18 protein-coding genes are annotated in these 19,097 nt (G+C 59.9%); 15 read left to right on the forward strand and 3 right to left on the reverse strand.

Annotated features, from left to right (window positions below):
- Positions 1-3: 3 nt before the first annotated feature.
- The 8 genes from raiA to JSS95_17460 all read left to right on the forward strand — a co-directional run bounded on the left by raiA (position 4) and on the right by JSS95_17460 (position 8,904).
- The gene (raiA, locus tag JSS95_17425; protein MBS1801595.1) at positions 4-657 is read left to right on the forward strand and encodes a ribosome-associated translation inhibitor RaiA; all 654 of its coding nucleotides are present in this window, start codon (positions 4-6) and stop codon (positions 655-657) included.
- Between the two features lie 94 nt (positions 658-751).
- Entirely contained in the window at positions 752-1,699 is a 948-nt protein-coding gene (rapZ, locus tag JSS95_17430; protein ID MBS1801596.1) for an RNase adapter RapZ, read from the forward strand.
- Positions 1,700-1,760: 61 nt separating this feature from the next.
- Positions 1,761-3,635 (forward strand): ABC transporter ATP-binding protein, encoded by a 1,875-nt coding sequence (locus tag JSS95_17435; GenBank protein ID MBS1801597.1) that lies wholly within the window; start codon positions 1,761-1,763, stop codon positions 3,633-3,635.
- Entirely contained in the window at positions 3,632-4,537 is a 906-nt protein-coding gene (locus JSS95_17440) for a YicC family protein (protein MBS1801598.1), read from the forward strand. The genes JSS95_17435 and JSS95_17440 overlap by 4 nt, the downstream gene beginning before the upstream one ends.
- 48 nt (positions 4,538-4,585) lie before the next feature.
- The gene (gene gmk / locus JSS95_17445) at positions 4,586-5,245 is read left to right on the forward strand and encodes a guanylate kinase (GenBank protein MBS1801599.1); all 660 of its coding nucleotides are present in this window, start codon (positions 4,586-4,588) and stop codon (positions 5,243-5,245) included.
- Positions 5,246-5,321: 76 nt separating this feature from the next.
- The gene (locus JSS95_17450) at positions 5,322-7,634 is read left to right on the forward strand and encodes a GH92 family glycosyl hydrolase (GenBank protein MBS1801600.1); all 2,313 of its coding nucleotides are present in this window, start codon (positions 5,322-5,324) and stop codon (positions 7,632-7,634) included.
- Positions 7,635-7,758: 124 nt separating this feature from the next.
- Positions 7,759-7,965: a DNA-directed RNA polymerase subunit omega gene (gene rpoZ, locus JSS95_17455; GenBank protein MBS1801601.1), complete on the forward strand. Its 207-nt coding sequence runs from the start codon at positions 7,759-7,761 to the stop codon at positions 7,963-7,965.
- A gap of 42 nt (positions 7,966-8,007) precedes the next feature.
- The gene (locus JSS95_17460; GenBank protein ID MBS1801602.1) at positions 8,008-8,904 is read left to right on the forward strand and encodes a uracil-DNA glycosylase; all 897 of its coding nucleotides are present in this window, start codon (positions 8,008-8,010) and stop codon (positions 8,902-8,904) included.
- A gap of 24 nt (positions 8,905-8,928) precedes the next feature.
- Here the strand turns inward: JSS95_17460 and JSS95_17465 are convergent, their stop codons facing one another.
- Positions 8,929-9,615, reverse strand: a complete 687-nt coding sequence (locus tag JSS95_17465; GenBank protein MBS1801603.1) for a ribonuclease T2 — start codon at positions 9,613-9,615, stop codon at positions 8,929-8,931.
- 78 nt (positions 9,616-9,693) lie between these two features.
- Here JSS95_17465 and JSS95_17470 point away from each other — a divergent pair, with 78 nt between their 5' ends.
- Positions 9,694-10,224, forward strand: coding sequence for a hypothetical protein (locus JSS95_17470; GenBank protein MBS1801604.1), 531 nt, complete (start codon positions 9,694-9,696; stop codon positions 10,222-10,224).
- Between the two features lie 37 nt (positions 10,225-10,261).
- Here the strand turns inward: JSS95_17470 and JSS95_17475 are convergent, their stop codons facing one another.
- Positions 10,262-11,719 (reverse strand): serine hydrolase, encoded by a 1,458-nt coding sequence (locus tag JSS95_17475; GenBank protein MBS1801605.1) that lies wholly within the window; start codon positions 11,717-11,719, stop codon positions 10,262-10,264.
- 77 nt (positions 11,720-11,796) lie between these two features.
- Between JSS95_17475 and priA the strand changes: the two genes are divergently transcribed.
- On the forward strand, positions 11,797-14,289 hold the full coding sequence (priA, locus tag JSS95_17480; GenBank protein ID MBS1801606.1) for a primosomal protein N': 2,493 nt from the start codon (positions 11,797-11,799) through the stop codon (positions 14,287-14,289).
- A 22-nt stretch (positions 14,290-14,311) separates the two neighbouring features.
- On the opposite strand, the gene JSS95_17485 is transcribed toward priA, so the two are convergent.
- Complete coding sequence (locus JSS95_17485; GenBank protein ID MBS1801607.1) at positions 14,312-14,581, reverse strand: integration host factor subunit beta; 270 nt, start codon at positions 14,579-14,581, stop codon at positions 14,312-14,314.
- Positions 14,582-14,829: 248 nt separating this feature from the next.
- Between JSS95_17485 and JSS95_17490 the strand changes: the two genes are divergently transcribed.
- The 5 genes from JSS95_17490 (at position 14,830) to JSS95_17510 (ending at position 19,094) form a co-directional block, all read left to right on the forward strand.
- Positions 14,830-15,384 (forward strand): dCTP deaminase, encoded by a 555-nt coding sequence (locus tag JSS95_17490; protein MBS1801608.1) that lies wholly within the window; start codon positions 14,830-14,832, stop codon positions 15,382-15,384.
- Positions 15,385-15,454: 70 nt separating this feature from the next.
- Complete coding sequence (locus tag JSS95_17495) at positions 15,455-16,099, forward strand: response regulator transcription factor (protein MBS1801609.1); 645 nt, start codon at positions 15,455-15,457, stop codon at positions 16,097-16,099.
- A gap of 307 nt (positions 16,100-16,406) precedes the next feature.
- Positions 16,407-17,108 (forward strand): lipid-binding SYLF domain-containing protein, encoded by a 702-nt coding sequence (locus tag JSS95_17500; protein ID MBS1801610.1) that lies wholly within the window; start codon positions 16,407-16,409, stop codon positions 17,106-17,108.
- Between the two features lie 154 nt (positions 17,109-17,262).
- Positions 17,263-18,162 (forward strand): lysophospholipid acyltransferase family protein, encoded by a 900-nt coding sequence (locus JSS95_17505; GenBank protein ID MBS1801611.1) that lies wholly within the window; start codon positions 17,263-17,265, stop codon positions 18,160-18,162.
- Positions 18,162-19,094, forward strand: a complete 933-nt coding sequence (locus JSS95_17510) for a UDP-3-O-(3-hydroxymyristoyl)glucosamine N-acyltransferase (protein ID MBS1801612.1) — start codon at positions 18,162-18,164, stop codon at positions 19,092-19,094. Before JSS95_17505 ends, JSS95_17510 begins: the two co-directional genes overlap by 1 nt.
- Positions 19,095-19,097 lie beyond the last annotated feature (3 nt).

A 19,097-nucleotide genomic window follows, 5' to 3' on the forward strand; every position in this document is an offset into this window, starting at 1 on the left:
AATATGTCTGCACGAGGTACCCCGATGAACCTGGACTACACCGGAAGACAGACGACGATCACAAAAAAACTGAAGACGCAGACCGAAGCCGGAGTTGAGCGTATCGCGAAGATTATCGGCAACGCGGGAAACGTACATGTAATTCTGACGACCGAAAAATACAGGCACACGGCCGAACTGACGGTGCAGACGCGCAGCCTGAAACTGGTAGCTTCATGCGAAGCCACCGATATGGAGACGGCGTTGCGCGACGCACTCGCCACAATCGAAAAACAGGCGATCAAACACACCAAGAGGAAGACGACGATCAAGCGGAACGCGAAGGATGGCGTTCGGCAGGTTGCCGTTTCGCATGTGGAAGAAGAAGTACCGGTGGCTGTAGGGGCTGAGCTGGTCAAGGCGGCATCCCGCAATGGAGATGCGCGAAAGGCGGTGCCCATGCTGGTGCACTCCTTCCCCTCGCAATCGCCGCTGGCGGAGCCGCACCTGGTTCGCTCCAGGGACGGCGTCGCCATGCGCCCGATGACGCTGGAGGAGGCGGTAAAGGAAGCCGCATTCCGCGACCGCGAGGTCTTTGTCTTTCGCGACCACGGCGGCCAGGCGATGGTGTTGCATCGCAAGCGCGACGGCAAGATGGAGCTGATCGAAGTTCCTTGAGACGGGTTTGCGTTGCGCAGCCATTCTGTATGAGTGGCTGCGTGACGCGAAGGTCGCAAGCCTTCCTTGACGCGAGGATGCTAGGATTCCAGTCATGCCACGCAAGAGCGCGAAGAAGGCAGCAGAGAATGTAGCCAGGTCCGATGCCGCAAAGGCTGGCGTCAAGACCAAGGGCGCGGAACAGAATAAAAAAGGCGAACTGGTCATTCTGACCGGTCTGTCAGGGTCAGGTAAGCTCTCGGCGCTGAAGACGTTTGAAGACCTGGGATTCTATTCGGTCGACAACCTGCCGCTGGAGCTCGTGCCTCGGTTTGCGGATCTTGTGCGCCAGTCGGCGGAGATTGAACGTGCTGCGCTGGTCGTCGATGTGCGCGAGGGAATGCGGCTGGATGAGTTCCCGGCGATCCTGAAGAAGGTTCGCAAAGTGCTGCCGACGCGGGTGCTCTACCTCGAAGCGAGTGACGAGGCGTTGATCCGCCGGTTTTCCGAGACGAGGCGACCGCATCCCATGGGACGGTCGGACACCGTGGTGAAGTCAATACGCGCGGAGCGGAAGCGCCTGGACCCGATCCGCAATGTTGCCGACATTGTGCTGGATACGACGAAGTTCACGGTGCATGACCTGCGAGCGCACATCGGCGCCCAGTTCGAGCGCGACGCCAGCGACCGCAATCTCACGATCTCCTCGAATAGCTTTGGCTTCAAGAATGGAGTGCCGACTGAGGCCGATCTGGTCTTCGATGTGCGTTTTCTCCCGAATCCGCACTTTGTGCCTGAGTTCCGCAAGCTCACCGGGAAACATCCAAAGGTTGCCAAGTATGTGCGCGACTTTCCGCAGGCGGCCGAGTTTCTGGATAAGACAACGGAGATGCTCAAGTTCCTGCTGCCGCACTACATCAAGGAGGGCAAGAGCTACCTGACGGTCGCCTTTGGGTGTACCGGAGGACAGCACCGGTCGGTGTTTATTGCAGAAGAGATGAAAAAACGGCTGGCTGCGGCAGGGTATCGCGTGAAGACATCGCATCGCGACATGCCGCGATGATCGCGCCCGCGCAATAGAATAGAGAGATGGCCTGCATGAACAAGATCGGGAGAGTGGCGGCTTGAGGCGCATCTGGCGATTGCTGCTCTATGTGCGGCCGTACTCGCTGTACGTGCTTGCTTCTGTGCTGTTGATGGCAATGGTCGGCGCGATGTCTGCGCTGCGCGTGTTGCTGGTCAAGCCCATCTTCGACAACGTGCTGCGCCCCGATGCGGTGACGCACAGCGTCCTCGTCTATGAGATTCCGCGGGTTGGATGGCGGTTGAACCTACACTTTCTAGTGCCCAGCCACTTCCAGAATGCGTGGACAGTGGTGGCGTATGCTCTGATCGTCTCCGCTCTCGTGAAGTCGGTGTGTGACTATCTTGGGACCTATCTCGTGAATTATGCCGGCTTCGGCATGATCACCGATCTTCGCAACGACCTGTATAACGCTGTGTTGCGTCGATCGGTAGCGTTCTTTCAGAAGCACACAACAGGAACCTTGCTCTCGACATTGATCAACGACATCGAGAAAGTGCAGTTTGCGATGTCGACGGTATTGAGCGAGTTTTTGCAGCAGTTGTTCACCTTGCTGTTCACCATCGGCGTCGTCATCCTGGTTGGCGGCAAGATGGCATGGGTGCTGTTGCTTTTCGTCCCGATTGTGATCTCGTCGGCACGGCGCATCGGCAAACGGGTGCGTCAGACAACGCGCAAAGGACAGGACAAGCTGGCCGAGATACAGAACATCCTGCACGAGACCATTACGGGCAACCGCATCGTGAAGGCCTTCGGTATGGAGTTGTGGGAGATGAACCGCTTCCGCAGGGCTGCACGAAGACTCTTCCGCGCGAACCTGAAATCGGTAAGCGTGCAGGCGATCAGCTCGCCGCTGATGGACGCGCTGGGATCGGTGGGGATTGCCGGACTCCTGCTCTTCGGGCGGACGAGGATTCAGAACGGCGGAATGACAGCGGGATCGTTTGTGACGTTCCTGATTGCGGTCTTCACGCTGTACGATCCGGTGCGCAAGTTCGCGCTCTTTTATAACAGCTTCCAACAGGCACTGGGAGCAAGCGAAGACATCTTCAAGTTCATGGACGCGCAGGATGATGTTCGAGAGAAGCGTCGCGCGCATGTGCTCAAGGGATTCAGCAAGGGCATTGCGTTCGAGCAGGTTGCATTCGCTTACGCCGACGACAATGGCGAAACGACAGAGGTGCTGCACGATATCAACCTCGATGTGAAGCCCGGTGAAGTGATTGCCTTCGTGGGGCCGAGCGGTGCGGGCAAATCGTCGCTCGTAAATTTGATTCCGCGCTTCTTCGACGTCAGCGCAGGCAAGATCACCATCGATGGCTACGACCTGCGCGATGTCACGATTGCTTCGTTGCGCGAGCAGATCGGCAAGGTGACGCAGGAGACGGTGCTGTTCAACGACACGGTGCGCAACAACATCGCCTATGGACAGCCGGATGTTCCACTGAGCAAGGTGGAGGAGGCGGCGCGCATGGCCCTGGCGCACGACTTCATCATGAAGATGCCGGACGGCTACAACACGAAGGTCGGCGAGAAGGGCGTGCGGCTGAGTGGCGGCGAACGGCAGCGGCTGGCGATCGCGCGCGCCATCCTGAAGAATGCGCCGATCCTGATACTGGATGAGGCGACCAGCGCGCTCGACACCGAGAGCGAACAGTTTGTGCAGGCGGCGCTGGCCAACCTGATGCAGGGGCGCACGGTCTTTGTGATTGCGCACAGGCTCTCGACAGTGCGCAAGGCAACGAAGATCTGCGTGCTGGAACGCGGCCGCATCACCGAGACGGGGACACACGATGAACTGATGCTTCGTTCGGGAACCTACCGCAGACTCTACGATCTGCAGTTCGGCGACGAAGGTCTTGCCGTTGCGGGGCAGGCTGTGTTGCAGCCTGTGGAACCGGAGGGATTTGCTTGAGCGTGATCTATTCGATGACCGGCTTTGCCAGCGCGCGAAGCTCTGCGGATGCGAAACCAGGGTTTTCAATCGCCATCAAGAGCGTCAACCATCGCTTTCTCGATCTGCACATGCGGCTGCCTTCGTACTGCGACGCGCTGGAGATGCAGGTGCGCCGGTTGCTGAAAGAGACGTTGAAGCGCGGACACATTGAAGTCACGCTGCAGGTGGACAGAAAGGCCGGCGGGCAGATTGAATTGAACTCCGAGCTGCTCGGCGCCTATGTTGAGGCCTTTCGCGAGGCCGCTGCAACTTACGGCCTGGAGAATCAACCGGACCTGAACTCGCTTCTGCGGATTCCCGGCGTCATGACGGCGGAGACGCCTACCGGGGTTGAAGGCAATGCAGAACTTGATGCCGCGGTGATGGCAGCAATGCCTGCGCTGATTGAGAGACTCAATGACGTTCGAGCGCAGGAGGGCACGGCGCTGGCTGCGGAGCTGAGGTCGTCAATGGCCAGGCTGCGAGGCTTTGCCGATGAGATGGCGCAGCTCCGCAACGGCGTTCGCGTGGCTCAGGTTGAGCGCCTGAAGACCAGGCTGGCGGAGCTGACCGGCGGCGCCGGAGTCAGCGAGGAGAGAGTGCTTGCCGAGGCCGCGGTGCTTGCGGAGAAGAGCGACGTTGAAGAAGAGATTGTGCGTTTGAGGACGCATATCGACCGCTTCAACACGATGTTGGACGAGGGCGGCGAACTGGGCAAGCGGCTGGATTTTCTATTGCAGGAGCTGAACCGGGAAGCCAACACGATGCTCTCGAAGACCGGCTCAGCAGCAGGCGACAACAGTTTGCGCATCACCGAGCTGGGGTTGGAGATCAAAGCCGAGATCGAAAAGGTGCGTGAGCAGGTTCAGAACATCGAGTAGGTTGCAGTTACACTGAGAGCATTCAGACAGGCTGGTTGCTGGGAGCAGATGGCGGGAATACTGTTTATCATCTCGGCCCCTTCGGGGTCGGGCAAATCGACGCTGGTGAGCGAGCTCAGAAGGCTCGTCGAAGGGCTGGACTTCTCGATCTCGTACACGACGCGGGCGCCGCGCGGTTCGGAAGAGAATGGCCGCGAGTACTACTTCACAACCCGCGAAGAGTTTGAGCGCATGGTGGCCGCGGGAGACTTTCTGGAGTGGGCGGAGGTCTTCGGCAACTATTACGGCACCGCCGTCTCCGCCTTGCAACATGCGAAGGACCTGGGCAAGGACCTGCTGCTCGACATCGATGTGCAGGGCGCGGTGCAGATGATGCAGAAGATGCCCGAGGCGGTATCCATCTTCATCCTGCCTCCGAGCCCGCAGGTGTTGGAGAAGCGCCTGCGCAATCGCAGCGCGGCCGAGAACATGACCTCCGAGGCGATCATCGAAAAGCGCCTGACGGGCGCGAAGGGCGAGATCAGGAAGGTGTGGGACTACAAGTACGCGCTGGTCAATGATGTGCTCGAAGAGGCTGTCGCGGAGATGCGCGCAATTGTGCTGTACGAGCGCGGCGTTCAGGACGGAGTGGAAGAGCTGGCAAAGGGATGCCGGACCGACACCGCCTCGCCTAAGCTGAAGGCCGTTCTTGATGCCTTCGGCGGATAGTTCCGCAGCGCCAAAACGGTACTTGATCGGCGACTTCCCCAGAACCTGAATGACGCAGTATAAAGGTCGCATCCATATGCAGACTTTTTTTCTACGCTCTCTTTACCTCATTACGTTAGCGGTGACTGGAATTGTTCATGCGCAAAGTGCGTCGGAGGTTGATCCGATGCTGGGCGCGGACAAAGGCGGCAATGTCTTTGTCGGGCCGACGCTGCCCTATGGCATGGCGAAGCCGGGCCCGGACTACGGCGACAACCAGGCAAACTCGGGATGGGAGGCGAGCGGCAACCTGAACGGCTTCTCGCAATTGCACGTCTCGGGCACAGGAGGCGGGGCGAAGTACGGCAACATCCTGGTGCAGCCAATGATGGACGCGGCCGATCCTGCGCATAGCTCGGCTACTCGTGAAGACGAGCACGCTGAGGTGGGATACTACTCGGTCAAACTTGGCGGGTCAGGGATTCACGCGGAGGTAACGACGGCGCGACGTACTCCTGTCTATCGCTTCACGTATCCGGCGAGCGGTCAACGAACGCTCCTCGTCGATGTTGGCCATCTGCTCATGAAGTTGCACGACTCTCCGCATCGCTATCCCGAGGGACAGGTGGTTTATTCCACCGATGTCGAGGTGTTGTCGCCCACGGAGATCGCCGGAGAGCAGGCATCGGTGATGGGCTGGAACATCCAGACCACGCCGATGCGCGTGTACTTTTATCTCGTGACCGACACGCCTGCCGTAGCGAGCGGGACGTGGGAGGACGGCAAGCCGGTGAAGGCAGGAGCGAAGACTGCGAGCTACAAGATGCCCTTCACGATGAAGACGCTGCCCGAGCCTCCTGCGCCGATTGTCAGTACCGGAGCCTATCTGACGTTTGCCGCGAGCGCAAAGCCGGTGATGGTGAAGGTTGGCGTCTCGTTCGTCTCGGTTGCGCAAGCGAAGAAGAATGCAATGACCGAGGTCGCGGGGTTCGACTTCGACAGCACGCGCAAGGCCGCGGTTGCGGCATGGAACAAGGAGCTTTCGACAGTGAAGATTGCGGGAGGCACCGCGAGCGAGCGCCAGCAGTTCGCCACCGGGCTTTACCACTCGATGCTGATGCCGGTCGATCGCACGGGCGAGAACCCGCTATGGCAGAGCGCGACGCCGTACTATGACGACTTCTACTGTATCTGGGACACCTTCCGGTCTTCTACGCCGCTGTTGACGCTGCTGCACCAGGACCGCGTGACGGCGATCCTGCAATCGCTGCTGGAGATTCAAGACCATGATGGGTTCTTCCTCGATGGCCGATCAGGCAACTTTGCAGGACGCACGCAAGGCGGCTCCGACGCGGAGATGATGTTCACCGATGCGTTCGTCAAGCACCTTCCGGGGCTCGACTGGGAGCGCGTCTATCGCGCGATGGTGCACGACGCAGACGTAGAGTCGACGGCCTCGATTCGCTTCGGGCGGGGAGATCTGGATGATTGGAAGAAGCTCGGGTATCTCTCGATTGAACACTCCGACCCGGCGGGCGGACCCGACCGGCCGGGTTCGCGGTCGATGGAGTACGCTGCGAACGACTACGCGGTTGCGCTGCTGGCGAAAGGCTTGAATCACGATGCCGACGCGAAGAAGTTCATGGCGCGCGCGGAGAACTGGAAGAGGCTCTGGTATGCCGACGCCGTCGACCACACCGAGGGCGGCGACGTGAAAGGGTTTATCTGGATGCGTCACGCGGATGGGCGATGGAAGGAGAACTTCGATCCGCACCTGGTCGGCACCTGGTATCAGGACAATTTTTACGAGGCGTCGACGTGGACGTACTCGCTCTACGTTCCGCAGGACGTTCGCGGGCTGATCAAGATGGCCGGAGGTCCGGCGGAGTTCAAGAAGCGCCTCGATCTCTTCTTTGCCACTGGAGAACAGGGGCGCTATCGCTACGACGTTGGCAACGAGCCGGGCTTCCTCTCGCCGTATCTCTACAACTGGATCGGAGAGCAGAGCAGCTCGGCGAAGACGATTCGCGCGATTCTGCCGGCCAGTTATCACACCGGCACCGATGGCCTGCCGGGGAATGACGACTCCGGTGCGATGGGGTCGTTTCTGGTCTTCAACCAGATGGGCTTCTTTCCGGTCGCTGCGCAGGACGTTTATCTGATTGGCTCGCCCACGTTTCCGCGTTCATCCATCACGCTGGCAAACGGAAAGAAGTTTTCTGTCGTCGCGGAGAACACCTCTCCTGAGAACGTCTACATCGCAAAGGCGATGTGGAACGGCAAGCCATATACGCGCTCGTGGTTTACCCACGAGCAGCTAATGGCGGGAGGAGAACTGCGGCTGACGATGACCGATAAGCCCACGCACTGGGACACGGGCACGGCTCCTCCTTCCATGTCGGACAGATAGAGCCGGGAAGCGGCTTTGCCAGACGAAGAATGTTCTGGTAAACAATTGACCAGATATCCACAGATTTTTTCGGTGGAGTTTCGTGAGGCTGAGATAGATTCAGACGCAAAGGGAGGACACACGCATGTCGAGCGAGAGTGCATTCCACAATAAGTACAGCCTGGTAAAGGGCGCGGCGCGGCGAGCACGGCAACTGCAATCCGGTGCGCCGCCGCTGATTACGGCAAAGTCGATGAAGGCTTGCCGCGTGGCCCAGGACGAGATCAGGCAGGGCCAGGTAAAGTACGTGCTCCCGAATGCGCCTGTAGCCTCCGAACCACAGTCACACTAGCTCGCGCTGCAAGGGCTGTAGTCTCCGCGATAGCATAGAGCCATGGCAGGAGAAGCAGAAGAGCAGCTGCGCGCGTACGTGGAATATCTCCGCGACCTGGGCGTGTACGATTTTTACCGCCGGGGTGCGCCGGTTGCTGTGATCGCAGAGGAGCCTGTGTGGCAGGCTTCGGCCGTCGCTGAGGCCGCGGCGCTACAAGAGCGCCCCGCCGCTCCGCCTCCGGCTGACCCTCAGAAGCCTGAACCTGCAACCCCTGCTGCGATGCCGGCGCATCTTGCCGAACAACCCCTGGAGTCATCCATTCCGAAGCTGATCAGTTTCAACGACCTTGCACCCTTGCCTACGGAGCGACTGGCGGCTGCAGACAAGCCTGCGGCCCTCAAGACGATCCAGGAAGAGATTGGCGACTGCACGCGGTGCCCGCTGGCCTATGCAGGCAGGCACAAGATCGTCTTTGCTGACGGCGACCCGAGCGCGCGGTTGATGTTTGTGGGCGAAGGTCCCGGCGCGGATGAAGACGAGCAGGGGCTGCCGTTCGTGGGCAAAGCCGGACAATTGCTGAACAACATGATTACCGCGATGGGCGTGAAGCGGGAACAGGTCTACATTGCGAACATCGTGAAGTGCAGGCCGCCTGCGAATCGCACCCCGGAGCCAGTTGAGGCGACGACCTGCTCGCAGTTTCTGCTGAAGCAGATCGACATAGTGCAGCCGGAGGTCATTGTTGCTCTGGGTGCAACGGCAGCCACCTACCTGCTTGGAGTGAAGCAGTCGCTTGCGGGACTGCGTGGTCGCTGGCATAGCTGTCGCGGGGCCAAGCTGGCTGTCACGTACCATCCCGCATTTCTGCTGCGCGACCCAAGGCAGAAGGTTGAGGCGTGGAAGGACCTGCAGATGGTGATGAAAGAGATGGGGTTGAAGGCTCCGGCGAAAGCGTAGAGCGGCTGTCATCGTGGCGAATCACTATGGCGGTGGGATGCGGACTGTGTTTGCGCGGCAGGAGCGGATGGGGCCGCACTGCGTGGGCGTCAGTTTCTTGTCGAGGCAGACCTCGACGGCTGTGAGGTAGTTGTTGCCGCAGGAGAGTGCGAGCGAGGTGCTGGGTATATCTGGATTCGTCGATGTGAAGAGACCGAGAATCTGCGCAGGTGGCAATGATATCTGGTGGTCGAGCTGCGTGAGCGTTGGTGGAATCCTGACCGATTGCATGGCCTTGCGGGCGGCGGTGAAGAAGGCGTCGGGCGAGAGGCCGGAGCAGGTGCCGTGTGTCTTCCACTCGTGCTGGAGCAGGCCGGGGTCAGGGTAGATGTCGCTGTATTTGGATGGGTCGGCGGGCCCGGGAGCGTTGGAGCAGTTCTGCGGATAGCTTCCATCGGTATTCTGCGGCCACAGACCGTGGAGGACGAAGGCGAGGTGCTGCGCGCACTCGGGCTTGTCGGCGTGGCTGTGGCAGAACTCCGGAGACCAGGAGAGATTGAGCAGGTAGTAGTCGAACGCCTGCGGAGCCGTCGGAGTGGACTGCGCCAGAGCTTCGTCCGCGCGTGCCGGCCTGGGTTCGGGCGTGGGAGCGGGGCGCGGGTTACACGCAGCGGTCGTCAGCAGAAGTGCTGCGAGAAGAAGCGAGAGGCAAGCGGCGGCGGTCTTCTTCATGGTGAGGAGAGCATAGCAGGGAGAGATAGATAGCGGCACAGTGGCGGGAGATGCCCGCGTTGTGTTTCACTTTCTGGCATGGCCAACGTACAGACTCGCCGCAACTTTCTGCTGACGGCACCGCTTGCCGCCGCAGTCGCCTCCCCTCTTACCTCTTCAGCAGCTACGCTGCTACACGCAACCGCCGGAGCGTTGGCAGGCCAGGGAGGCGGTGCGGCTGCCTTTGAATTCTTTCCGGCGGCTGAAATTGCCGCAGTCGTAAAGGATGTGCAGGCCTCGCACGGCACAAAGAACCTGATGACCTCGAAGACGACCGCCATGGCGTTCACGATCAACGAGGAGACCGACAAGGTTGCCAAGGAGTTCGAGTACCACGCACATCGCGACCACGTCTTCCAGGTGCTCTACGGGGAGACTGAGTATCAGCTAGGCGGAACGCCGAAGAACGCGCGCGAGACGAAACCTGGCGAGTGGCTGGCTCCCGAGTCGGAGGGCTTTACGAGCGTGAAGCTGAAGCAGGGTGACTATCTCTCGGTTCCGCGCATGACGCCGCACAAACGAATTACGACAGGGAGTGTAACGTTGCTTCTGATTGCGGCGACCTCGTAGAAACATTTAAATTTCAAGGCGAAGAGCGGCCCTCTGATCAGTGGGCCGCTTCTGTCTTTGTACCGGTTGATTGCAACTTTGCGAGTGCGGATTTGGTATCGCCGCGCGTGGGTTCAAGTTCGAGTGCGCGCTGGTAATTTTTGATCGCTAGGTCTGTCTTGCCGGTTTCGGCATAAGTATCGCCCAGGTTGTTATAGGCATTGTCAGAGTTGGGATGCAGCTCGATACAGCGGTTGAAGACGGCGATTGCGTCGTCATATTTTTTCTGCTTTAGCAGAAAGTAGCCGGCGGAGTTGATGGTCTCTTCAGCGATGGCATTGCTTTTGAGCTGTGGCGCGTAGGTTGTGAGAGTTTGCGCCCCGCTGTGGACGGTGTTGTGGATGAAGCGGACATTTAGTGAGTCGTAGGTATCGTATTTGATCCACGCGAATGCAGGATGATCGCCGCCAAGGGCATCGTGCACAATAGCTGGCGCGATGGAGAGACCGTTGGAGCTGTTGGCGAAGAAGACGACGGCGTTGCGGCGTTTGAGGTCGACGGAGACGAAGGCTTTGAAGGCTCCGTTGTCGCCCCAGTGCCACAGGTACTTGCCGGTGGTGGCCTGTTCGATCCCCCAGCCTAGTCCCCAGAAGAGATTTGTGGAGAGCTTTGCCGGCGCGTGGTCGGTGCAGTTGGTGCAGGTGGGATCAACGGCGATCTGTGCTGTTTCCATCTGGCGCAGGGTGACGGGTTTGAGGTTGCGGCCGCTGAGGATAGCTTCAAGGAAGAGCGCGTAGTCGTGCGCTGTGGTGAGCAGACTGGCGGCGGCATTTCCCTCGTCGCTTCGAATGGGGGTGCGCTGCTGACCCCCTGCGGTGTAGCCCAGGGTGATGTTGGGGCCGGGCACGGAGATGTACGTGGAATCGTTCATGCCGAGCGGCGTAAAGACGAGCTGCTGCACGATGTCGTTGAGCGACTTGCCTTCAATGTGCTCGATGGTGTGTTGGAGGTAGACGTAGCCCTCGCCGGAGTAGCTGAAGCGTTCGCCGGGGTTAAAAAATATCTTCAGCTTGCCATCGTCACCTCGCCAGTTGCGGAAGCCGGTGCGATGGCTGAGGACGATGCGAGCGGTGATCTTGTCGAGACGCGGATCGTTTGCTGGGTCGACAACCCTCTCGCCCCAGTAGTGAGTCAGCGGGGTATCGAGATCGAGCTTGCCCTGGTCGACCAGTTGGAGAATGGCATAGGCAAAGACAGTTTTGCTCAGCGAAGCGGCACTGAAGCGGGTGCGGTCAGTGACGGGCTCGCCTGTCGCGGGATCGACGGTGCCGAAGCTGTGGACCCAGGCAATGCGTCCGTTCTGGAGGAGCGCGATCGAGAGGCCGGGAATGTCGGTCTGCTGCATAAGAGTGGGAATGTCGCGGGAGAGCGTGCCTACAGCCTGCTGTGCAGTTGCAGGGAGGGTTAGAGCGAGGCAGGACAGGGCAATTCCAGTGGTGGCGAATCTGCGGATCATGCGGTCTCCAGGCCTGGTGTGGATTTCGTGATGTGCCCAATACAGCGTTGGATCGATGCGGCGATTATTCTGGTTATGTGTCTCGTTACGTTGATATCGCGCTTCCGGTTCCGTTGGATCAGACCTTTACCTATGCGGTGAATGGGGTGGTCCCGGTTATTGGGGCGCGGGTGCTGGTGCCGTTCAGTGGGCAGAAGCTAATGGGCGTTGTGATGCGGGTGCATGACGAGACGCCGCAGGAGGCCTTTGAGATCAAGCCGGTGCAGCAGGTGCTCGACGATGCTGCTCTGCTGCCGGACGAGCTGATGGATCTGGCGCGATGGATTGCGCAGTATTACGTCGCTCCGCTGGGCGAGGTGCTGCGCGGAATGTTCCCGCTGGGTGCGGAGGTGAAACGTCACTTCGTCTATCGCATCACGGACGTTGGCAGAAAGATTCTCTACGAGGGAGCCGCGAAGGGAGCTTCGCGGCGGTCGAAGCTGAGCCCCGAGGAGCAGAACCGGGAGTACTTGGTGCTGAACTATCTCGAGGGAGGCGAGGCGGCGAAGATGTCCGCGCTGCGGTCGGCCACGCAGGCGAACAAGGCGCTCCTGGAAGGCATGGTGAAGAAGAAGTGGCTGCTGCGCGAGGCTGTCGCCGAGGAGCGCGACGCGCGGCGGTTGGAGAAGATCGCTGTTCTGGTCGAAGATGCGCGGCTGCCCAGGCTGAACTCAAATCAGACAGCGATTCTCGCTGAACTGGCGGCCGTGGGTGGTCGCATGCGAGTCCGCGATCTGAAGGATGCGCTTGCGCGCGAGGGAGTGCCGGAGTCGACGCTGAGTACCCTGGTGCGTCGGGAGCTGGTTCGGGTAGAAGAGGCGCCCGAAGATTTTCACTTTGGTGGCGTGGCAGCGCAGGGCAAGAAGCACGCGCACGAACATGTTCTGAACGAGCATCAGATGGAGGCGCTGGGGACGATTGCCGCGGCGATGGCGAAAGGCGGTTTCGCTCCGCATCTGCTCTATGGCGTGACGGGAAGCGGCAAGACGGCCGTGTACTTCGCCGCGATGCGTCGGGCGCTCGATGCGGGGAAGAGCGCGCTGCTGCTGGTGCCGGAGATCGGGCTGACGCCTGCGATGACGGGGCAGCTTGTGGCGGCGTTCGGCGACGAGGTGGCGCTACTGCACTCGCAGCTCACTCCGGATGAGCGCGCCGAGCAGTGGCACAGGATCAGGGGCGGCGAGGCGCGTGTCGTGGTCGGGACGAGATCGGCGGTCTTTGCCCCGCTGGCGAAGCTCGGCTTGATCATTGTCGACGAAGAGCACGACGGAAGTTACAAGCAGGAGGAGACGCCGCGCTACCACGGGCGCGACGTAGCGGTGATGCGGGCGAAGCTAAACGAGGCGGTGGTACTGCTGGGGTCGGCGACGCCCTCGCTCGAGAGCTGGTCGAACGCAGAGAAGGGCCGTTATGCACTGATCGAAATGCGAGCGCGCGTGATGTCGCGGCCGCTACCCGCCGTCGAGTTGGTGGACATGCGCAACGAGTTTCGCGAGACGGGGCAGGAGCAGATCTTCTCGCGCCGCCTCATCGAAGAGACGCAGGCGACGCTCGACCGCGGCGAGCAGGCGATCATCCTGCTCAACCGGCGCGGCTACTCGTTCGTGGTGATGTGCCGGAGCTGCGGCGGCAGGATCGAGTGCGAGAACTGCGCGATCTCGATGACGTATCACAAGCACCGCTCGGACGAAGACGGCATCGCGAAGCCCGGCGAGCGGTTGGAGTGTCATTACTGCGGCTTCCGGCGTGGCGTCCCGAAGAAGTGCCCGAAGTGCGAGAGCGAGCATTTGTACTACATGGGAGCCGGCTCGCAGCAGGGCGAGGAGCGGTTGCAGGAGATCTTCCCCAACGCGCGCATCGGACGCATGGACCGCGACACCGTGCGCGGGCGCAGCGATATGGAGCGCCTGCTGGCCAGGCTCCACGCAGGCGAGATCAACCTGCTGGTGGGAACGCAGATGATTGCCAAGGGGCACGATGTCCACGGTGTGACGCTGGTTGGCGTGGTGGGTGCGGACTTCGCGCTGGGACTTCCTGACTTCCGCGCGGCCGAGCGTGTCTTCCAGCTACTGACACAGGTCTCAGGGCGCGCTGGGCGTGGTGAGCTGCCGGGCAAGGTGCTGGTGCAGACGTACCACCCCGATCACTACGCCGTGAAGTTCTCGGCGTCGCATGATTACCCCGGCTTCGTTGCCAAAGAGATGCAGTACAGGCGGTGGATGCACTATCCGCCGTATGCTGTGCTGGCGAATGTGGTGATACAAAGCGAGCGGCTGGAGGAGGCGACCGGCTGGTCAACAGAACTGGGACGGTGGTTTCAGCAGGCACGACTCGACAAGGTCCGCGTGTTGGGACCTGCGGCTGCGCCTATCTCACGGTTGAAGCGCATCTATCGCTTTCATTTCGTGCTGAAGGCAGAGAAGAGGCAGACCTTGGGTGCTGCCCTGCGAGCCATGTTGCAGTTCGCAGAAACACGAGAGATTCCACGCCGAAACCTTCTGGTCGACGTGGATGCCGTGCACCTGATGTAGAGGTTGCCGAGTGCAAAAGCAACTAGGTGAGTAGATGCAGCTCTTTGCCGGGCTTGAAACGAACCGCTTTGCCGGGGGCGATGGTGACCTCTGCTCCCGTCCTGGGGTTGCGCCCGATGCCGGTCTTGCGCGGTTTGACGGTAAATACCCCAAAGCCGCGAAGCTCGATGCGATCGCCTGCAACCAGTGTTTGTTTCATGCTTTCGAAGATAGCGTCTACCGCAGCCTCTGCTTTAGTTCTTGGCAGGCCGGTGCGTTCAACAACCCTCTGTATTAGATCTTGCTTGATCATTTTTGGGCCGCCGTCCTTGGGCTGTAGATTTGAAATAACTTACGGGTACTGACCGGGATTAATACCGTGATAGTAGAAATTCGCGGCCCGATTGTCAACGGTAGACCGCTACCGTAAGATGAAGAATCTAATGACAGAAACTCGGTTCTGCGATTGTGCCGCCTATTTTGCCACATGCGGCGCCCCTCCGTCCGGGATAAATTGTTATTGGAAGTCTCACACGTCAGCAAGAAGGGAAGCCGAGTCGAGTGGCCATTAAAAGCGACCGTTGGATTCGCCGGCAGGCGAAAGAAAATGGAATGATTACCCCGTTCAGCGAGAAACAGGTTCGTGAGGGCGTGATCTCCTATGGGTTGTCTTCGTATGGGTATGACCTTAGGGTCTCCAACGAGTTCAAGATCTTTACAAACGTGAACAGTGCGATTATCGACCCAAAAAACTTCGATGAACGCTCGTTTGTTTCCGTGGAAGCCGATAGCGTCATCGTGCCGCCAAACTCGTTTGCGCTGGCGCGGTCGATCGAATACTTCAAGATTCCCCGGGATGTGCTGACGATCTGCGTAGGGAAGTCGACTTACGCGCGCTGCGGCATTATCGTGAACGTGACGCCGTTCGAGCCTGAGTGGGAGGGGTACGTCACACTCGAGATATCGAATACAACACCCTTGCCTGCGCGCGTCTATGCAAACGAGGGGCTGTGTCAGATACTGTTCTTCCAGTCCGATGAGGTTTGCGAAGTGAGTTATGCGGACCGTAAGGGCAAGTACCAGAAGCAACAGGGCATTGTTCTGCCCAAGCTCTAGCGCTTTGTGATGCCAGAGCATCAAGGGCACCGGACTCCGGTGCCCGTTATTTCCCGGGTTTATCTGAGCCATGACTGACACTGTGCCGAAAGAGCATCTGCGTATTGGCTTGATTGCGACCGATCCCCTGCGTGTGCTGGGATTGCAGACGATCTTTGCCGAAGCGAACATCGACGTGCTCTCGTTGTCGGTCCCGGGCGCGCTCGATGCCTCGGGTGTCTCGGTCATCATGATCGACGCCGCCTGCACCGATCACATCTTCGAGCTGCTGGAGACGTTCCGGCGCTCGCGGCCTCATCTTCGGCTAATTGTCATCGGGCTCGATGAATCGCACGAACATATTCAACGCGTCATTGGGGCCGGGGCAAAGGGGTATCTCGCGCACACTGCCCGCGAGAATGAGATCAGGCTTGCGGTTGAGATTGTGAGCGACGGCTCGGTCTGGGCGCCGCGCAAGGTCCTGGCACGGCTGCTTGAGGCTTCGGCCTCTGCCGGGGACATCGGTCCCGCAGCGGAACCGAAATTCACGGAACGCGAGAGCCAGGTGTTGAAGCTGTTGGTGGCCGGACAACCAAACCGGGACATTGCAGCCGCGCTGGGAATCGATGCCGCAACCGTCAAGGCGCATGTCGGGCGGTTGATGCGAAAGGTCGGGGTGGAAAACCGTATCGCATTGACAATGCAGGCCGTAAGCCGCAACCTGATCACGAAATAGCCCGGTAATCAAAAAATAGGAAACGCTCAACACCGAAGGTCTACAGACCTCCGTACCGTTGTGGCGTTTCAAAGACTGAGGCACTCTTTTATCAGCAACACAGACCTGGGAGAGGGGTTGTAGAGAGCGCGCCTGGCGGACCAGGCACTTCTCTACAACCCCCATTTTTTTGCATCTCGACGAACCCAGATTGGTTACCGTACAACACCCAACCTTCTCAAACCATCACATATCCTATTGGAAACAGAAGGTGTTGGTTCTGTTTCGAGAAACGGCTATTCAAGATAAAGGAAGACAGGGAATGACGATGAAGCGTTTGTCTGTGATTGTGTGCGGTTTGGCCCTGACTGTTGCATCGACGGCTGCCTTTGGCGCCAGCGACAAGGCAAAGCTGGTGGAGAGGTTGCAGGACGCCCAGGCCGTTATTACGCAGATTATGGCCGCGCCGGATAAGGGCATTCCGTCGGCAATCCTCTCGGGCGCCAAGTGCGTCACGGTCATTCCCAGCTACAAGAAGGCGGCGTTTGTTGTCGGCGCTCAGTATGGGCAGGGCGTGGTGACCTGCCGCACTCCGCGCGGGTGGAGCGCCCCTGTTTTTGTGCAGCTTGCCGGAGGCAGCTTTGGCTTCCAGATTGGCGTGCAGGGGACGGACCTGATCATCCTTGCGATGAATGACCGGGGCCTTCAGGACATGCTGAAGAACAAGTTCAAGATCGGGGCCGACGCGGCAGCTTCGGCTGGGCCGGTGGGACGCAACGCACAAGCCGGAACCGATTGGAAGATGAATGCCGAACTGCTGACCTACTCCCGCAGCAAGGGGCTCTTTGCCGGTATCGATCTCGATGGCTCGGTGTTGTCGCAGAACCAGGACGATACCCGCGTGATGTACGGCGATGCTGTGCCGTTTGAGACGATTCTGAAGGGAAATCGGGCGACGCCGGATGAGGCGCGGCCGTTTGTCCGTACAGTCGTGAAATACTTTGTCGAAGCGCGCGAAGATAATAAATAGGCCGTTCAGGTCTGATGTGTGACGACGTGGGGGTGGCTATGGCTACCCCCACGTCGTTTCGCAGAAATGTTCAGCGCTCGAAAAAAGCGTGCGGTTATAGACTGAGAGCTTGAACGATTCGAACGAAAAAGAGTCTCTACCCGCGAAGGCCAGTCTGCGCGAGACGCTGGAGTTTGCCGCCGTATGGTTGCTGGTGCGTGCGCTGGGCCTGCTGCCGCGTCGCCTGGCCCGGGCAGTTGGCGCGGAGATTGGCGAAGCAGCCTACGGCGCTCTGAAACGCCTGCGCAAGGTTGGACTCAGGAATCTTCGGCTGGCATTTCCCGATCGCAGCGAGGTTCTTCGCGGGCGGACGTTGCGCGAGGAGTATCGGCACCTGGGCTGGCTGCTCGCCGAGTTCTGCCTGATGCCTCGTTACACGGCGGAGTCGGCGAGCGAGTTTATCCGGTACGACGGACTCGAAAATTATCTACAGGCACGAGACAAGGGAAGGGGGGTGCTTGTGCTGACCGGGCACCTGGGCGCGTGGGAGCTTTCGAGCTTCTATCACTCCCTGATGGGCTATCCCATGGGCATGGTGATCCGGCGGCTCGACAACCCCCTCGTCGACCAGTTTGTGAATAACATCCGTTGCCTGCACGGCAACCGCGTGATTCACAAGGACGACTTTGCGCGCGGCCTGATTGCCTCCATGCGCGCCGGCGAGACCGTCGGAATCCTGATGGACACGAACATGACTCCGCCGCAGGGCGTCTTTGTGCCGTTCTTCGGGATAGAGGCCTGTACAGCATCGGGTATGGCGCGTGTGGCCGTAAAGACCGGCGCGGCAGTGGTGCCCGGCTTCCTGCTGTGGGAGAAGAGCGAGCAGAGATATGTTCTTCGTTTCGGCAAGGAGCTGCCGGTTGTAGCAACGGGCGACGCGGAACGCGATGCGTTGACGAACACAGCTGCGTTTACAGCAGTGATTGAGTCATACATACGCCAGTATCCAGATCAGTGGCTGTGGATGCACCGGCGATGGAAGACCCGCCCTGCCGGGGAGAAGGGAATCTACTGATGGCAAATACTGCGGAGATCGCGCAGTGGGTTGGCGCAGAAGCACAGGGGACTGCGGCGCAGGACATCAAGCGTGTCGCAGGGTTGGAGAGCGCGACGGCGGATGCCGTTGTCTTCGCCATGGACGCTTCGACGCTTGAGCTGGCGCTGGCATCAGAGGCAGGGGCGATCCTTGCTTCGGAAAAGCTGCGCCCCTTAGAGGCACGGCAGGGCGATCCTCGAGTCCTGTGGGTGCGAGACGCGCGCTACGCATTCGCCGTAGCAGGCCAGCGGTTGGACGTGCAGAATCGCGAAACCGGGGTGCATCCTACCGCTGTGATCGGACAGGACGTTGTGATTGGCCCGGGTGCATCGATTGGACCGGGAGTAGTGCTCGGCGATGGGGTCAGAATTGGACGCAATGTAAGGATCGAGGCGCGGGCCACGCTCTATCCCGGCGTGGTTATGGGCGATGAGGTAGTCGTTCAGGCAGGTGTTGTGCTGGGCTCGACCGGCTTCGGTTATGCCCGCAACGCAGAGACCGGCGAATACCTGCTCTTCCCACAGCAGGGCAGGCTGGTGATCGAAGATCGCGTCGAGATCGGAGCGAATACAACGATCGATCGGGGCGCGTTGGGAGAGACGCGAATAGGTCGCGGGACGAAGATCGACAACCTGGTGCACATCGGCCACAACTGCATCATCGGCAGGAACGTCGTGATTGCGGCGCAAACGGGCATCTCCGGCTCAAGTGTTGTGGAAGACGGCGCGATCCTCGGCGGGCAGGTTGGCATTGGAGAGCACGCGACAGTGGGTGAAGGCGTCATTCTCGGCGGCGGTGCCGGAGTGCTGAGCGGCAAGAAGATGCGCGGCAAGGGTGAGGTCTTCTGGGGAAGACCGGCGCGGCCGCTGAAGGAATACCTGCGCGATCTGGCGCGTCTGAAGCAGCGATAGGCA

This window comes from Acidobacteriota bacterium (assembly GCA_018268895.1).
Classification (GTDB): Bacteria; Acidobacteriota; Terriglobia; order Terriglobales; family Acidobacteriaceae; genus Edaphobacter.

Bases quoted from the DNA above. Each gene is read 5' to 3' on its own strand.
- JSS95_17485 (MBS1801607.1), bottom strand. From the start codon at position 14,581: ATGATCAAGCAAGATCTAATACAGAGGGTTGTTGAACGCACCGGCCTG.
- gmk (MBS1801599.1), top strand. From the start codon at position 4,586: ATGGCGGGAATACTGTTTATCATCTCGGCCCCTTCGGGGTCGGGCAAA.
- JSS95_17500 (MBS1801610.1), top strand. From the start codon at position 16,407: ATGAAGCGTTTGTCTGTGATTGTGTGCGGTTTGGCCCTGACTGTTGCA.
- JSS95_17495 (MBS1801609.1), top strand. From the start codon at position 15,455: ATGACTGACACTGTGCCGAAAGAGCATCTGCGTATTGGCTTGATTGCG.
- JSS95_17475 (MBS1801605.1), bottom strand. From the start codon at position 11,719: ATGATCCGCAGATTCGCCACCACTGGAATTGCCCTGTCCTGCCTCGCT.
- JSS95_17450 (MBS1801600.1), top strand. From the start codon at position 5,322: ATGCAGACTTTTTTTCTACGCTCTCTTTACCTCATTACGTTAGCGGTG.
- JSS95_17460 (MBS1801602.1), top strand. From the start codon at position 8,008: ATGGCAGGAGAAGCAGAAGAGCAGCTGCGCGCGTACGTGGAATATCTC.
- rpoZ (MBS1801601.1), top strand. From the start codon at position 7,759: ATGTCGAGCGAGAGTGCATTCCACAATAAGTACAGCCTGGTAAAGGGC.
- rapZ (MBS1801596.1), top strand. From the start codon at position 752: ATGCCACGCAAGAGCGCGAAGAAGGCAGCAGAGAATGTAGCCAGGTCC.
- JSS95_17510 (MBS1801612.1), top strand. From the start codon at position 18,162: ATGGCAAATACTGCGGAGATCGCGCAGTGGGTTGGCGCAGAAGCACAG.
- raiA (MBS1801595.1), top strand. From the start codon at position 4: ATGTCTGCACGAGGTACCCCGATGAACCTGGACTACACCGGAAGACAG.
- JSS95_17470 (MBS1801604.1), top strand. From the start codon at position 9,694: ATGGCCAACGTACAGACTCGCCGCAACTTTCTGCTGACGGCACCGCTT.
- JSS95_17465 (MBS1801603.1), bottom strand. From the start codon at position 9,615: ATGAAGAAGACCGCCGCCGCTTGCCTCTCGCTTCTTCTCGCAGCACTT.